13 protein-coding genes are annotated in these 16,363 nt (G+C 50.7%); 12 read left to right on the top strand and 1 reads right to left on the bottom strand.

Annotated elements, in window-relative coordinates; translation table 11 throughout:
* Positions 1-9: 9 nt before the first annotated feature.
* From L3D05_RS12600 to L3D05_RS12565, 8 genes are all read left to right on the top strand, one after another.
* Positions 10-1,101: a BMP family lipoprotein gene (locus L3D05_RS12600; RefSeq protein WP_239616397.1), complete on the top strand. Its 1,092-nt coding sequence runs from the start codon at positions 10-12 to the stop codon at positions 1,099-1,101.
* Positions 1,102-1,194: 93 nt separating this feature from the next.
* Entirely contained in the window at positions 1,195-2,739 is a 1,545-nt protein-coding gene (locus L3D05_RS12595) for an ABC transporter ATP-binding protein (RefSeq protein ID WP_239616396.1), read from the top strand.
* Positions 2,736-3,794: an ABC transporter permease gene (locus L3D05_RS12590; RefSeq protein WP_239616395.1), complete on the top strand. Its 1,059-nt coding sequence runs from the start codon at positions 2,736-2,738 to the stop codon at positions 3,792-3,794. Before L3D05_RS12595 ends, L3D05_RS12590 begins: the two co-directional genes overlap by 4 nt.
* A gap of 1 nt (position 3,795) precedes the next feature.
* On the top strand, positions 3,796-4,731 hold the full coding sequence (locus L3D05_RS12585; protein ID WP_239616394.1) for an ABC transporter permease: 936 nt from the start codon (positions 3,796-3,798) through the stop codon (positions 4,729-4,731).
* 21 nt (positions 4,732-4,752) lie between these two features.
* Positions 4,753-5,697: a nucleoside hydrolase gene (locus L3D05_RS12580; protein ID WP_239616486.1), complete on the top strand. Its 945-nt coding sequence runs from the start codon at positions 4,753-4,755 to the stop codon at positions 5,695-5,697.
* 26 nt (positions 5,698-5,723) lie between these two features.
* Complete coding sequence (locus tag L3D05_RS12575; RefSeq protein ID WP_239616393.1) at positions 5,724-6,656, top strand: nucleoside hydrolase; 933 nt, start codon at positions 5,724-5,726, stop codon at positions 6,654-6,656.
* A 49-nt stretch (positions 6,657-6,705) separates the two neighbouring features.
* Positions 6,706-8,097: an ADP-ribosylglycohydrolase family protein gene (locus tag L3D05_RS12570; RefSeq protein ID WP_239616392.1), complete on the top strand. Its 1,392-nt coding sequence runs from the start codon at positions 6,706-6,708 to the stop codon at positions 8,095-8,097.
* A 142-nt stretch (positions 8,098-8,239) separates the two neighbouring features.
* Positions 8,240-9,175 (top strand): DUF2628 domain-containing protein, encoded by a 936-nt coding sequence (locus L3D05_RS12565; RefSeq protein ID WP_239616391.1) that lies wholly within the window; start codon positions 8,240-8,242, stop codon positions 9,173-9,175.
* Positions 9,176-9,408: 233 nt separating this feature from the next.
* On the opposite strand, the gene L3D05_RS12560 is transcribed toward L3D05_RS12565, so the two are convergent.
* Positions 9,409-10,191 (bottom strand): AraC family transcriptional regulator, encoded by a 783-nt coding sequence (locus tag L3D05_RS12560; protein WP_439647944.1) that lies wholly within the window; start codon positions 10,189-10,191, stop codon positions 9,409-9,411.
* A 293-nt stretch (positions 10,192-10,484) separates the two neighbouring features.
* On the opposite strand from L3D05_RS12560, the gene L3D05_RS12555 reads away from it, so the two are divergent.
* The 4 genes from L3D05_RS12555 to L3D05_RS12540 all read left to right on the top strand — a co-directional run bounded on the left by L3D05_RS12555 (position 10,485) and on the right by L3D05_RS12540 (position 16,304).
* Positions 10,485-12,596 carry an alpha-glucuronidase family glycosyl hydrolase gene (locus L3D05_RS12555; RefSeq protein ID WP_239616390.1) on the top strand — a complete coding sequence of 704 codons (2,112 nt, stop codon included), beginning with the start codon at positions 10,485-10,487 and terminating at the stop codon, positions 12,594-12,596.
* An 80-nt stretch (positions 12,597-12,676) separates the two neighbouring features.
* The gene (locus L3D05_RS12550) at positions 12,677-13,639 is read left to right on the top strand and encodes an ABC transporter permease (RefSeq protein ID WP_239616484.1); all 963 of its coding nucleotides are present in this window, start codon (positions 12,677-12,679) and stop codon (positions 13,637-13,639) included.
* Between the two features lie 15 nt (positions 13,640-13,654).
* Positions 13,655-14,527 carry a carbohydrate ABC transporter permease gene (locus L3D05_RS12545; protein ID WP_239616389.1) on the top strand — a complete coding sequence of 291 codons (873 nt, stop codon included), beginning with the start codon at positions 13,655-13,657 and terminating at the stop codon, positions 14,525-14,527.
* A gap of 103 nt (positions 14,528-14,630) precedes the next feature.
* A complete protein-coding gene (locus L3D05_RS12540; RefSeq protein WP_239616388.1) occupies positions 14,631-16,304 on the top strand; it encodes an ABC transporter substrate-binding protein in 1,674 nt (557 codons plus the stop codon).
* The last annotated feature ends 59 nt before the right edge of the window (positions 16,305-16,363 follow it).

The following is a 16,363-nucleotide window of genomic DNA, read 5'->3' as shown; positions in this document are numbered from 1 at the left end:
TCTATCATCATGAACATGAAAAAACTCAGCACGCTCGGCGTTATGTTTCTTTCAATTGCATTAATTTTGGCGGCATGTGGAACGAAGAATAACGAGTCCAAATCCAGTGAATCTCCAGCAGCCTCTTCGACTGCATCGAACGGGTCCGGAGCGACTTCCGGCGGAGAGATCAACGCCCTTTACTATGTAAACAGCACGCTTGGCGACAAGAGCTTCTTCGATTCTGCGCAAGCGGGTATGGATAGAGCGGTCAAAGAACTCGGAATTAAGTCTAAAACGGTTGAAGGCGGCGCCAACTCCGCGGACTGGGCGTCAGGTCTGGAAGCGGTAGTGGCTAGCAAAAAATATAACGTAGTTGTCGTCGGGACGAGCCAAATGATTGATGTGACGAAGGATTTGGCAGAACGCTATCCGGATATTAAGTTCATCTTCTTCGATGATTTAATCGAAGGCGTTCCTAACGTATACTCGATGCTTTACTCTCAAAGCGAAGGTTCGTTCCTTGCGGGAGCTTTCGCGGCATTGGTAACGACCAACACGGAGCTAAAAGGCGCTAACCCGGATAAAGTCGTTGGATTCGTCGGCGGTATGGATATTCCGATCATTAACGACTTTAAATCGGGATATGAGCAAGGCGCTGCTTATGTGGACAAAGACGTGAAGGTCGTCACTTCTTATGTCGGAGATTTCGTTAACGCTCCAAAGGGCAAAGAGTTGGGATTAGCGCAAATCGATTCGCAAAAAGCCGATATCGTATTTGGCGTAGCTTCCGCAGCAGGTCTCGGTACGTTGGAAGGCGCTAACGAAAGAGGCGTGTACTCGATCGGCGTAGACGCTAACCAAAATCCGCTTTACCCTGGCAGCGTACTGACTTCCATGCTGAAGAACGTTGACCAATCGGTCTTCCGTGCTTTGGAATTGTTGGCCAAGGGCGAATTGCCTCTCGGCAGCGGCGAAGTGCTGGGCATTAAAGAAGGCGGCGTCGGTCTAGCGAAGGATGACTTGTACGAGAAAAACGTACCGCAATCGATCAGAGATAAGATGAAAGAGATCGAAGATAAGCTTGCTAAAGGCGAGATCACCGTAAAATCTTCGTTATAAGTAACATAGGAGAGGTGAGGTAGCCTCATCTCTCTTTCTTTTCACGGGGACCCCGTATACGAGTGAAGTCATTTTCTGGCTGGGGGGATAGACATGCCGATTTTACTAGAAATGAAAGACATTCATAAGGTGTATCCTAACGGAACAGCCGCTAATAAGGGCGTTGATTTGACCGTTCACGAAGGAGAAATTCACGCGCTTGTGGGAGAGAACGGAGCCGGCAAGTCGACCTTGATGAAAATTTTGTTCGGACTGGAAGCTCCGACGAATGGGACGATTGAATATAAGGGACAACCGATTAGGTTTAGCGGACCGAAAGACGCTATCCAGCAAGGCATGGGCATGGTGCATCAGCATTTTATGTTGTCTCCGTCCCTCTCGGTGTCGGAAAATATCGTACTTGGCAACGAGCCGAAGAAAGGCCCGTTCTCCATGTTTCGCGATCGGGCGAAGGAATATCGGGAAGTCGAGCATTTGGTTGCGACGTATGGCTTGAAGGTAAACTTGCAGGCGAAGGTAGAGACGATTCCGGTCGGGCAGAAACAACGGGTGGAAATTTTGAAAGTGCTTTATCGGGGCGCGAAGCTGATCATTCTGGACGAACCGACGGCCGTACTGACGCCGCAGGAGACGGATGAGTTGTTCGACTCCATTCAAGCGCTAGTTAGCGAAGGCCATACGATCATTTTCATTACGCACAAGCTGCGCGAGGTCATGCGCATTTCCAATCGCATTACCGTACTGAGAGCTGGCAAATCGATTGCGACATTGCAGACGAAGGACACGAACCAAGAAGAGATTTCCCGTCTGATGGTCGGGCGCGAAGTGCTGTTCCGCGTGAACAAAATACCCGCCGACCCCAAAGAAGTGGTGCTGTCCGTCCGTGATCTTGAGGCGTTGGATGACAAGGGAACCAAGGCGCTGCAGGGAATTTCTTTCGATATTCGCAGCGGCGAAGTTCTCGGCATTGCAGGCGTGGAAGGCAATGGTCAAACCGAGCTGGTGGAGACGATTACCGGGCTTCGCAAAGCGGTTGCGGGCAATATCCTGTATCAGGGTAAGGAGTTGCTCGGTGCAAGCGTCGCCGAGATTCGCCGAATGAAAGTCGGACATATCCCGGAAGATCGGCAAACCTCCGGAGCCAGCTTGACCTCTACGATTGCGGATAACCTGATTCTTGACCATTATCGGAATCCCGAGTTCAAACGGGGGATTTTCCTTAATCATAATAAAATCAAGCAATTCGCCCAAACGATGATGCAGGCGTATGACGTACGTGCCCAGAACGAGGAAATTATGGCAGGCGCGCTGTCGGGCGGCAATCTTCAGAAAGTCGTCGTGGCTAGGGAGCTATCGAAAAATCCAAAGCTGCTTATTGCCTCCCAGCCGACCCGCGGGGTCGATATCGGGGCGATCGAGTTCATCCATCGGGAGATTATTAAGCGGCGTGACGGCGGAGCGGCGGTCATGGTCGTATCGGCCGAGCTGTCGGAGGTCATGGCGCTGAGCGATCGGATCGCTGTCCTCTACAATGGCGAAATCGTGGCGCTTCTGGATAACACCCCTGATCTGACGGAACAAGAAATCGGCTATTACATGTTAGGCATCAAGAAGCAGGAACAGGAGGCGGTACGATGAAATCGTCCAGAATGGTTGTGCTGGAAGTTAGCGGAATTCTGATGGCGGTCATAACTGCGCTGCTGTGCGGATTTGTCGTTATTTTTCTGACGAGCAGCGAACCGTTTGCGGCCGTTAGCGCCTTGTTTCTTGACCCGTTATCCAGTTGGTTCAACGTGGGCACGATTCTAAACAAAGCGGTTCCCTTGATTTTAACGGGTCTCGCGCTCTCGGTCGTATTCCAATCGGGCGTATTCAGCATGGGGGCCGAAGGCCAATTATACATCGGCAGCTTTCTTGGGGCGCTTACCGCGGTGTACTTGCCGGGCTTAAGTCCATGGATTCATTTGCCGCTCGTAGTGTTAGCCGCGCTCATCGGGGGAGCTCTATTCGGGGCGATTCCGGGGCTGCTGAAAGCCTATTTGAACGCGAATGAGATCGTCACGACACTAATGCTTAACTTTGTGGCGATTCTGCTCACGTCCTATTTCGTCAATAATCAGTTTAAGTCGCACGGCGGCGGCTACGCAAAGATGGAAAACATCGATAAGAACATTCTGCTCGCCAAGATTATTCCCGGCACGAGCGCCCATGCCGGTATTCTGATCGCGCTGGCGGCCGTTGTGGTCGTATACTTGCTTCTTTATAAAACGTCGATCGGCTACGAGCTGCGGATGGTCGGGAAAAATGGACATTTTGCCCGCTATGGCGGTATCGCAACACGCAAAATCATAGTCATCAGCGTAATGATTAGCGGCGCGCTGGCCGGATTAGCCGGAATCGTGGAAATACTCGGGATTCAACAGACGTTCAAACAAAACTTCTCGGCGGGTCTCGGTTTTGATGGCATCATCATTGCATTGCTCGCTCGTAACCATCCCGTGGGCGTGCTCGTCGCCGGATTATTCTATGCGTATATCCAGGTAGGCGCCCAAACGATGCAATATGGGAGCGATATGCCCCGGGAGGTTGCGGTCATTATTCAAGTCATGCTCGTGTTGCTCGTAACGGCGCAGGCGATTTTTACCTTTATTAAACAAAGGTATGCCAAAACCGAGCAAAAGGCGGTGAAGTAAGATGGTGTGGCAAACCATTTGGAGCCAGATTATAGACCTTTCGCTGTTCGCAGTGCTGTTGCGCGTAATGACGCCGATCCTACTGGCTGCTTTGGGCGGGCTCATCTCGGACATCGGCGGTGCCATCAATATCGGACTTGAAGGATTAATGCTGATGTCGGCGTTTACCTCGATCGCGGTCGGCTCCAGCACGGGAAACTGGGCGCTCGGAGTGCTAGCGGGAGTTGGGGTGTCCGTTCTTATCAGCTACGGGATGGGATTTTTCTCGCTCAAGATGAAGGTGGATATCATCATAACCGGATTCGCAGTCAACATCTTCGGCTCGGGCTTTACGATCTTCCTGATGAGCAAGATTTTCGGCGTGACCGGGAACTATTCCCCGAGCAAGGCTGCGCCGATCCCGACTGTGAATATCCCGTTCATTGAAGATGTACCCCTGCTGGGCAAGCTGCTGAGCGGGCACAATCTGATGGTCTGGATCGCCATCTTAGCCGTTGTGTTCTGTATGGTTCTGATCTACCGGACACCTTATGGCGTTCACCTCCGTTCTGTCGGCGAAGCGCCTCAAGCCGCACAATCGCTAGGCATTCCCGTTACGCGGATTCAATATTCCGCGCTGGCATGGAGCGGCGTTTTCGCTGGGCTAGCGGGTGCCTTCATGTCTAATGGACTGACCAATATGTTCGTAAAAGACATGACCGGAGGAACCGGGTTTCTCGCTCTAGCCGTCGTACTGCTTGGTAACCGTAACCCGATCGGTATATTGTTCGGCTCGCTGATCTTCGGTCTCGCCAGCGCGTTAGCGACGATTGTTCAGACCGTTCCGGATGCGCCGATCCCAAGCCAATTCATTCAGATGATTCCGTATGTCGTAACCATTGCCGCGCTCGTGTTTTTCGCGATGCGGCAGAAGAGAAAGCTCGCAACTTTAACCTAAAGGGGACAGGACACGATGGGTATGACTGAAGCTAAAAAGATTATTATTGATTGCGACCCGGGACATGACGACGCAATTGCGATACTGCTTGCGGGAGCGAATCCGGGAGTGGAATTGCTTGGCATTACAACGGTAGCAGGCAATGCGGAAGTCGATAAAACGACCATAAATGCGTTAAAGGTGTGTGAAATCGCGGGGCTGCTGGATACGCCCGTTGCTAAGGGAGCGCCGCAGCCGCTCGTGCGCAAGCGGGAAACCGCGGCGGATATCCATGGGGATAGCGGAATGGACGGTCCGATACTTCCGACTCCAACGATGACGATGTCAGAAGAACATGCGGTCGACTTCATCATTAGGCAATTGCTAGCTTCGGACGGGGACATTACGCTCGTTCCAACCGCTCCGTTGACGAACATAGCGATGGCGATGCGCAAAGAACCCGCGATTATTCCCAAGATCCGCGAAATCGTTCTCATGGGCGGAGGCACGTTCGGAAATTGGACGCCTGCGGCGGAATTCAACATTTTCGTAGATGCCGAGGCGGCCAAGGTTGTCTTCGAGAGTGGCGTGCCTCTGACGATGTTCGGGCTCGATTTGACGCATAAAGCGCAAGCCACTCCCGAGATTCAGGAGCGGATCAAGCAGATCGGCAATCCGATATCGGATTTCGTCGTGGAGCTGTTGCAATTTTTCATGCATACGTACAAGGAAGTGTTCGGTTTCGAAGGCGCGCCGATCCATGATGCATGCTGCGTCGTTTATTGTATCGATCCGTCCATATTTACCTACCGCGATCTACGCGTAGACATCGAGACAAAAGGCGAATTCAGCTACGGGATGACGGTAGTCGATATGCTTGGCGTAACGGGTAAGGAACCGAACGTAAAAGTGGCGCTGGATCTCGATCAGGATAAGTTCTGGCAATTGATGGTTGATACGTTGTCGAAATATTCCAAGTCCAACTAGTTGATTATGACAGCGAGGTGAACGGGATGAAACCGATGATTCTGGATGTGGATACGGGTATTGATGATATGATGGCGATCGCTTATGCGACTCATTCTCCCGAAGTGAAGCTGATCGGAGTGACGACGCTGTTCGGGAACGTAACCGTGGAGGAAGCTACCCGTAACTCCCTCTATGTGCTTGAACTGCTGGGATGCGAGGATGTACCGGTGTACGCCGGCGCGGACAAGCCGTTGTCCCGGAATAAGGATGCGTACGCCAAGCACGTGCATGGCGATGACGGCTTAGGCGGCGCGTTGCTCGATGCTCTTCCTAAAGGTCGAGCCGAATCGCTTACTGCCCCGCAATTTATGGTGGAGCAGGCGAGGCGCATGCCCGGTCAATTAAACATCGTTTCCGTAGGTCCGATGACCAATTTGGCCGCGGCTATTCGTTTAGATCCGGAATTCGTGAGCTTGGTCGGTCAAGTCGTCATCATGGGCGGGGCCGTCACCGTACCTGGCAACGTTACTCCGCATGCGGAAGCCAATATCCATAGCGACCCGGAGGCTGCCGAGTTCGTGTTCGGCTCGGGGCTACCGATTAAGCTGATCGGGTTAGACGTAACGATGAAGACGCTGCTGCCGCGTACTCGGTTACAGGAGTGGCGCGACAAGGGGACCAAGATGTCGCACTTCTTGGCAGACGCGACGGATTTTTATATCGATGCCTACGAAAGATTCAGCCCCGGTATCGGAGGCTGTGCCCTGCATGATCCGCTAGCTGTTGGCATGGTCATCGACCCCACGTTCTGCCGGACGGAATCGATGCCGGTGAAGGTCGATACGGAGGGGGAACATACTGCCGGTCAAACCTATGCCGATCGTAACGTCGTCCCGGACGGGCGTCCGAGTATCGACGTATGTCTTGAGGTGGACGCGGAACGGTTCCTTGCTCATTTTATGAGCCGGGTAGTGTAAGAGATTGAAGCTGCTGCCACGAATCACACTAAAGGGGAGGAATTACGATATGAAAGCATGGGAGAAAGCTTACCGATTGATGCAAAACGCGAATCCGGTCGTACTGGACGAGGAAGAACAAACTTGGTTGGCCATGACTCAGGTGGAGCAATTTTATGATATGACCTTGAAGCTATTCTGGCATAGCAATGTTCCAGGTTCCGGAGCACCGGAGATGCTGGCCGTCGCTGCTGTGCAATCGATGCATAATATGGGCTATAAGACCGATCATCTTACTCCTCTGCTTGAGGCCGGAGAAGCGGCGTTCGACAAGAACGATATGTTGGAGCTTCAACGGATAACCGCCCGGCTGATGAACGAGTTGTCTCGTTTGCCTAAGGACGAAGGGGCCGAGTATTGGCGCTATCAGGCTTACGAGACATGGGATGCGTACGAGAAGAAGGCGAAATTCCAAGGTTATGAATCGTACAATGTTCATACGGACGATTTCGCATCCCGGATTAACGCAGGATGGGTAGCCCAGATTGTTGGCGGTGCTCTCGGAACCGCGATTGAAGGGTATACGTCGCAGAAGTTGCAAGAGAAGTTCGGAGACATTCGGGGTTATGTACGTAAGCCGAATACGTATAACGATGACATTACGTTCGAAATCGCCTTCTTGAGCGCGTTCGATAAACTTGGTTATGAGGTTTCGTCAGACACGATCGCCGAAGAATGGGTGGCGCTCGTACCGAGTGGCTGGTCGGCGGAAGATATCGCCTTGAAGAACATCCGGAGCGGGATCTATCCGCCCGAGAGCGGGTATTTGAACAACCCGTTCCGGGAATGGATCGGTGCCCAGATGCGCGGCGCGATTTGCGGCATGGTTGCGCCAGGCAATCCGAAAGAAGCGGCAAAGCTAGCTTGGAAGGACGCGGTCGTCTCGCATGCGAACAACGGGGTGCTGGGAGAAATCTTCAACGCGGTATTCGTATCGCTCGCTTTCGTCGAGAAGGATATTCGGAAAATCGTAGAATTGTCCGTAGACGCGATTCCAGCAGACAGCGAATACTATGCGTTCGTATCGAAGGCCCTTCAGTGGTGTCGCCAGCATAGCGATTGGCGTGAGACCTGGAAACTGTGCGAGGAAATGTTCAAAGAATACAACTGGATCCATGCCTATCCGAACGCGATGGCGGAAGTGGTGGCATTATGGTATGGTAACGGCGATTTCGACGAGACGCTGCACATCATTGCGATGGTGGGCCAGGACGTCGACTGTAATGCTGCGCAAATCGTCACGGCGCTTGGCATTATGAACGGACTTTCCTCCATTGACCGCAAATGGACCGATCCGATCGGAGACGTGCTCGACACGTATTTGCGCGAGATGAAGAAAATGAAGATCACCGAGCTATCCGATTGGACGGTATCGGCGGTACGGAAGCATCAAGCTCAGTAAACGGCGGGCAGCCATCACAGTGATTTTCTGTGGTGGCTGCTTATTTTTGTAGGCTGTTCAAATATAATGGAATCTCCTAATCTCATTGGACATGGGAAAATATGACTATGTATAGTATGATTATAAAAGCGGTGGTCGAGAAATGTATATTACGGAAGGAAGTGGGGGTTTGGAGTCGAAATTTTGTTCATTTTGCGGGCAACGATTAGATATTCCCGGTCAGCCTTGTCTCAATTGTAGCAAAGGAAACGGATTCCAAATTGGAGATAAAGTAGAAGAACAGATTTTTGGAACGACAGGAATTCCCGTTGAATTCTTAAAAGCATTTACAAAAAAAGACGTATATCTAGCAAAATGGGGGAAAAATTCGGGGTGGAACTGGCCAGCGTTCCTTTTCCCTCCAATTTGGATGGCCTATCGAAAATTATACGTTGAATCTGCTATATATTTTGGAATAATAGTTTTGCTCTCCATCATCGAGTCGTTTGTTGGCTATATGTCCAGCTCGATTTATTTGCTGATCTCGATTTTTGCAGGTGTTTACGGAAACAAGATTTACTATCGCAAAGCGAAGAAAACTATTGAAGAGATTATGGCCCTCCACGAAGATAAAGAAAGGCGGCTACTTTTAATAGGTAAGAAGGGGGGGACATCCGGTTGGGGAATATTTTGTGGGATTATGTTAGTTCTTGCCTCCTCGGTTCTCATGGTATTCGTTGATGAAACCGTAAATCCCGAAACGAGATCTGTGTTTTATTCCAAAGGCCCAGAAGTTATTTTTGCTGAAGACGCAGATGATCAATTAAATGCCATTCATCCAGGAACCACTTTCCCGCAAGGTACTGTTATGGTAATTCTTCGTTCCTATGATGATTTTGCGGTAAACAACATTAAAATAACGATTACGAAAAAGGTTGGGGGATCGGAGCTAATAGTAAAACATTATGATGAAGCCATTGACCCTAAATGGGGTACATTCGGCTTCGAATATAATTTCATTGAATCCGGACAATATGATATTTCGTTCACCAAGCCTTCCGGTGATTTAATCGGCTCAGGTCGAGTGAATATTGAGTGATCCCGTACAAAATTAAATCCTTTCCAATCCGCCCCCCTAGACACATAAACCGAACCGATATGGGGAATTCTCCAGTCTTCGTGTCCACCTCTTGATAGTCCTTTATATTATTAACAATCAACAACCTAAATTTGCACGGAATAATTGTTTTTAAGGAGTTAGATAAACCAATCCAAGGGATTGACAATAGAAAAAGCCACCGGAGGACCGGGGCTTAGTTTTATTGTGCCGTTTTATTTGCTTACGGTCGAAGGAGGGTATCCTTTGATCGATTTGAACACGTTGCTGAAATACGAAATATCGCGGAAGCCGCACCGATCGGCGACCTGCGTCACGGAAAATCCGCCGGTTGATAACAGCATTTCCGCGTGATTGATACGTATCAGGTTCAAATACTCCTTGAACGAATAGCCCGTGTTCTTCTTAAACAATTTCCCAAGGTACACCTGATGAAGGTTAACGATTTTGGACATACCGGTTAAATCGAGCTCCTCCACATAGTGTTGGTTCACGTATTCCAGTACTTTATTGACCCTTTGATCGGGTTGATGATGGACGCCGTTACGATAGGAGATCGTCAGAAGCCGATGCATGATCAGCATGAATAACGCCCTGGATTGCATGACGTATCCGGGTTGCTTGCCCATCCATACTTGCGTGAACTGTTTGATGTATCCGAATAATTCGTTCGTGATGATGTTTTTGGTCACGGTTTGGAGCGGGAGCGCTTCCGGGCTTCCGTGCGGCATCCAGTTGAAATTGAAAGCATAGGAATGCATCGGATTTTCCTTGAACGTATGCGCTTCGCGGACGTTGCCCATGGGGATGTAGATCACGTCGCCGGCTTCCACCGTGTATTGGACGCCATTAACGTAATAATTCGATTTTCCTTCGACGACGAACGTAAGGTCGTGAAAATCGATGTTTTGCTTAATAATTTCCCAATCGGGAAAACACCGTCTGTCGACAAAGTAATTAATGTCGGGGACGAAATGTTGCATCTGCTCCAAATCCAAGTCGAACACCGCCCTTAATGACCGAAAGTTGGTCTTACGAGTTCATCGTATCACCGAAATTGGACGAAATAAAGATTCAAATCAAGCAAAAGCGATTAAAAACATGTTTAATAATTACAATTAATATCTAGTTGCTCTATAGAAAATGTAAACGCTTAATTTTATAATGATCACATATTAACATTGCCATATCAACGGTTTTGCATGGCTAATAAATGAAATGCATATAGAGACGAGCATATTTTTCCGTCCAAAGTGCGCTTAATTGTTGCAAGTCAATGGAGGATTTTGGGATGGGAAATGACAACCAGACAAAGATCGAAACGACCTTCCACAGCGGGGAGCTGACGAGAGACTCTTATGAAGCTTGGCTACGTTATGCCCCGCTGCATCCTGATCAAGCGAAGGAATACGCGCCTTGGTGCGAAACGGTCGTCGTTGCTTCTTCCGGGCATGCTCAGCTTGTGGCAACGGCGTGCGAGGAGCTTACGAACGGTATCGGTTCGATGTTTGGCCGCAAGCCGCAAGAGGTTCGGAACACGGATCGCGAACGCTTTCTCCTCATCGGCACGCTGGATAGCGCCGATCTTCAAGGTATATTGGACGAGGCCGAAATGGAAGCTTTGGGCGAAGAGGGGTATGTGCTGCGAACCGTCGAACAACCGCAACGCCGCTTCATTGCCATTGCCGGCAGAACGGACAAAGGCGCGCTGTACGGGGCGTTTCATTTTCTCCGGCTGCTTCAAACCGGACAACGCATTAGCGATCTTCGCGTCGTAGAGAAACCAGCCGCCAAGCTGAGAATGATCAACCACTGGGACAATATGGACGGCAGCATCGAACGGGGATACGCGGGTAGATCGTTGTTTTTCCATCGGGGAACGTTCGTTGCGGATTGGAAGCGCATTCGGGATTACGCTCGGTTGATGGCAGCGGTCGGGTTGAACGCGATTTCCATTAACAACGTGAATGTCCATGAGACGGAAACGAGGTTGATTGCTCCCGAGCTGCTGCCTTCCGTGGCGAAAGTGGCGGACGTATTCAGGGAATACGGCGTCCGGATTTATCTGAGCATCAACTTCGCTAGCCCGATTCAGCTTGGCGGGTTGACGACGGCTGATCCGCTTGACCCGCAGGTTAGAGAATGGTGGGCGGAAAGATCAGCAGACGTGTATCGGCACATTCCGGATTTCGGCGGCTTCCTTGTGAAAGCCGACTCGGAATTCCAACCGGGGCCCTTTACGTACGGACGCGACCATGCGGACGGAGCGAATATGCTCGCCGAGGCGCTTCAGCCTTACGACGGAGTCGTGATATGGCGTTGCTTCGTGTATGACTGCCTGCAGGATTGGCGCGACCGATCGACCGACCGGGCCAAGGCGGCGTACGACCATTTTCGCCCGCTTGACGGGAGGTTCCGCGAGAATGTCGTATTGCAAATCAAAAACGGCCCTATGGATTTCCAGGTGCGGGAGCCGGCATCTCCGTTATTCGGCGGTATGCGGCTAACGAACCAACTGCTGGAATTGCAGATTACCCAGGAGTACACAGGGCAGCAGAAGCATCTGTGCTATCTCGTGCCGCAGTGGAAGGAAGCGATCGACTTTGACACGCATGCATTAGGCGAAGGCTCGACGGTAGCAAGAGTGGCAACCGGAGCATCGTTCAACCGCCCGCTCGGCGGATTCGCAGGCGTAGCCAACATCGGGGACGAGCTTGGTTGGACCGGACATATTTTAGCCCAAGCGAATTTTTACGGTTACGGCCGTCTTGCTTGGCATCCGGAACTAACGCCGGAGCGAATTACGGATGAATGGGTGCGGCTCGCGTTCGGGAACGATCCGTCTGTCGTCAGGACGATTAGCCGCATGCTTCTTGATTCCTGGTCCATATACGAAAATTACACGTCGCCGCTAGGAGTAGGCTGGATGGTCAATCCGGGTCATCATTACGGCCCGAATGTCGACGGATACGAATACTCCGTGTGGGGGACGTACCATTTCGCCGATTGTCATGGCATTGGCGTAGACCGCACCGTAAGCACGGGAACAGGCTATACGGGACAGTACCACGATATTCCCGCCGCACGCTACGAATCGATCGAAAGCTGTCCGGATGAGCTGTTGCTGTTCTTCCACCATGTACCTTATACGCACGTTTTGAAGTCCGGCAAGACCGTCATTCAACACATCTACGATTCGCATTTCGAGGGGGTCGAGCAGGCCGAATCGCTTGCGGAGGCGTGGAGCGGTTTGAAGGGGAAAGTAGATGACGACCGCTATGCGAGCGTGTTAAGCCGTCTGCAGCAACAATCGGAGCACGCGGCGGAATGGCGGGATGTCGTCAATACGTACTTTTACCGTAAGTCGGGTATTCCCGACGCGCATAACCGGACGATTTATTAAGCGGAAGCCAGTAATGAGGGCAGAGGGCCACGACAAATCTGCAAGCGATTACACTTGAAGGAAGCGGTGAGGACATGGCAATGGAAGAGGCGGCACTCCAAAAATCCATCTCTCGGGCCCCAAAGACAACTCCTCTATGGAGACACGTAAGGAAAGAGTGGAAGCTTTACTCGTTTCTGCTTATTCCAGTAATCTACTTTATCGTTTTCAAGTACGCTCCGATGATAGGGAACATTATCGCCTTCCGGAAATATAGAGGCGGTCCGAATATTTTCGGGACGGAATGGGTAGGTCTGCATTACTTTGAAATGTTCTGGAAGGACTCTGCTTTCTGGAGAGCTTTCTACAACACGATTTTCCTGAGCATCTCCTATTTGATCGTCCGCTTTCCGGTTACGTTAATCTTCGCTTTGTTGCTGAACGAGCTGCGCAGTATTAAAGTGAAGAAATTCGTTCAGACAGTCTCTTATCTGCCGCATTTTATTTCAATGGTAATCGTGGTAGGGATGATCAAGGAGATGGTCTCCTTGACTGGACCAATCAACACGCTGCTTGGTTATTTGGGGATAGAGAAGATTTCGTTCATCCAGCAGCCGGATTGGTTCCCGACGCTCTACATCACGTCCGGCATCTGGCAGGGGCTTGGCTGGGGCACGATCCTGTACCTAGCCGCGATGACCGCCATCAACACCGAACTGTACGAGGCGGCTAAGGTCGACGGGGCGAGCCGGTTCCGAAGGGCATGGCACGTTACGATTCCAGGCATCTTGCCTACAATCATGGTACTTCTCATTCTCGATATCGGCGGCATCATGCACTCCAACTTCGAGAAAGTGTTGCTGCTTTACAATCCGCTTACTTACGAGACCGGGGATGTCCTCTCCACTTACGTGTACCGGATGGGGATCGGCGGCAGAGACGGCATCGGCGGCAACTTCAGTTACGCGACAGCCGTCGGATTATTCGAAGGTGTCGTCGGTTTGATTCTGGTGACCATGGCGAACTTCGTCTCCAAGAAGACGACGAAGACGAGCTTGTGGTAGAAAGGAGCAAGACGCATGAAAGAATCATCCTCATATCGTGGATTTCTATTCTTTAACACGCTCGTAATGACGGTTGTCGTCATCTTTACCTTGTACCCATTCGTCTATCTGCTCGCGCAGTCTTTCAGTTCGGAGGGTGCTATCTATGCGGGGAAGGTCTTCCTGTTCCCGGTTGAGTTCACAACTACAACGTATGAGCTTCTTCTGAAAAAGCCTGAGTTTTACCGCTATTACGGAAACACAATCCTGTATTCGGTACTAGGAACGTTCATTTCGGTATCCGCAACGGCGATTCTGGCTTATCCATTGTCGAAGGAAAAGCTTCGCTTGAACAAGTTCTTCATCCCGTTCGTGCTCTTCACGATGTATTTCGGGGGCGGTCTGATTCCGAACTACGTCCTCGTCGCCCAAAAGTTGCAGATGCGGGATACGATTTGGGCAATCGTGATTCCCGGCGCCATTAGCGCCTTCAATGTCATATTAGTGAAAACCTTCTTCGCAGGTTTGCCTAATGAAGTAGAAGAAGCGGCAAGGGTAGACGGGCTGGGAGTTTACGGCATTTTTACGAGGATTGTTTTACCTCTCTCTAAACCAATTCTGGCCACGATGTTTCTGTTCGCAATGGTAGCTTACTGGAACGATTGGTTTACCGCTTCTTTGTACTTGAACACGAAGGAATCATGGCCTGTCTCCTTGTATTTGCGGCAGATCGTTGACAACTTCGTCAGTACGCAAGAATTTAGTTCGTCCGACGCGGCATCTACCCAGATTGCGGCGACGATTAAATCCACCGCGATGATCTTGACCGCTTTACCGATTATCTGCATCTACCCGTTCATTCAGAAGTATTTCGTGCAGGGGATGCTGATCGGTTCCGTGAAAGGGTAATGAACGGTTTCACAGAAAGGCTGCAACCGCGGACCTTAACTATATGTCTTCGAGCTGCAGCTATTTCTACCATTATAAAAAATTGAAAATTGGGAGGCGCAGTATGAAGACGGTTAAAAAGACAACAGGAGTTTTGCTAGCGGCATTATTGGCAGTCGGACTTGCGGCATGCAGCAACAACAACAACGAAGCATCCAGCTCGGCACCTAGTTCGGCACCGGCCAGCTCCGCTGCGGCCAGCGAAACAACGAAATTGGGTTACACCTTTGGGGAAGGCAACACGTTCCATTCCGATGAGCCAGTGTCTTACTCCATGATGTACAGCGATCACGAGGGGTATCCATACCAGAAGAACTGGAGACTTTGGAGTGCAATCCAGGAGAAAACCAACGTAACCTTCGACCTGACCCTCGCGGCCAGATCCGAGTATGAGAATCAGAAGGCGCTGCTCGTGAACAGCGGCGACGCACCTTACATCATTCCGAAAACGTACGACGAGTCGCCATTTATTGCCGGGGGCCAAATCGTCCCGATCAGCGATTATGTGCAATACATGCCTAACTACGAGAAAGCCGTCAAAGATTGGGGAATGGAGAAAGATCTGAAGGCCAAACTGCAGGCTGACGGCAAATACTACGTGCTTCCGGGTTTGTGGGAAAATGCGGCCGGCGGCTATTCCTATGTCATTCGGAAAGATATCTTCGAGAAGGCTGGCGTAGACGTCACACAAGAGGCCAACTGGACTTATGAAGACTTCTATGAAGCTATGAAGAAAGTAAAAGAGTCTACGGGCGCGAAGTATGTCATGTCGGATCGCTTCAAGGGCGATTCCCTGTTGAAAGTTGCAGGTGTTGAATATGGCGTAAGAGCCGGCTGGGATTTGGCTAACGGCTTGAAGTTCGACAATGCCGCGCAGAAGTTCTATTTCTCCAACTCTACGGAAGACTACAAATCCTTCCTCACCTTCTTCAACAAACTGGTTAAAGAAGGCATTCTTGACCCAGAATCCTTCACAGCAGAAGACGATCCACAACTTGCTAAATTCTATAAAGGCGATATCTTCGCCATGAGTGCAAACTACCAGAACGTGGCCGAGATGATGACGAAAATGCAAGTTCCGGATGCCGAGTTGTACATGATCACTATGCCAGGCGGCCCTAAAGGAAAGCTTCAAATCGAGGCTTCGCGTCTTGAGAACGGCATCATGATCAGCAAAAACGCGCTTAAGGATCTTGGCGAAGAGAAGTTCATCGAGATGCTTCGTTTCGTCGACTGGCTGTGGTACTCCGATGAAGGACAAACGCTGAGCTTGTGGGGCGTTGAAGGAGAAACCTACACGAAGGACGCGAACGGCGACATCAAGCTGAATTCGGACATTACGTATAACGGCCTAAACCCTGAAGCAACGAAGAAATTGAACTTCGACTTCGGCTTCGGCGGCGGCGTATTCGCTTACGGCGGCACGAACAAGCTGAGAACGTCGAAGATGTCGGATGGCGAGCGGGATTACGTCAACCGGGTCTTGGGACAGCGTCAAGCTCGTGAGATCGATCCGCCTGTTATGGCAACCGTTGACGAGAGCGAAGAGATGAACCTGATCCAGAAGCCTCTGATGGATTACGTGAAGACGATGACGCTGAAGTTCATTACCGGCCAGGCTGACATCACTAAGGATTGGGATGCTTATGTAGCCCAAGTCAAAGCGAGCGGCAGCGAACGGTATGCCAGCAAGGCAAATGAAATCTTTGAGAAAACGAAAAGCACGCTTGGCTATTGATGCTTAAGTAAAAAGGGATCTGCGGCACGGTCGATCAATTCGACGGGTTGCCGTAGATC

Origin of the sequence: Cohnella mopanensis (genome assembly GCF_022352055.1) — a bacterium.
In the GTDB taxonomy this organism is placed as follows: domain Bacteria; phylum Bacillota; class Bacilli; order Paenibacillales; family Paenibacillaceae; genus Cohnella; species Cohnella mopanensis.
Note: the sequence above shows the minus strand (reverse complement) of the source record. Positions and strands in the feature narration are given on the sequence as shown.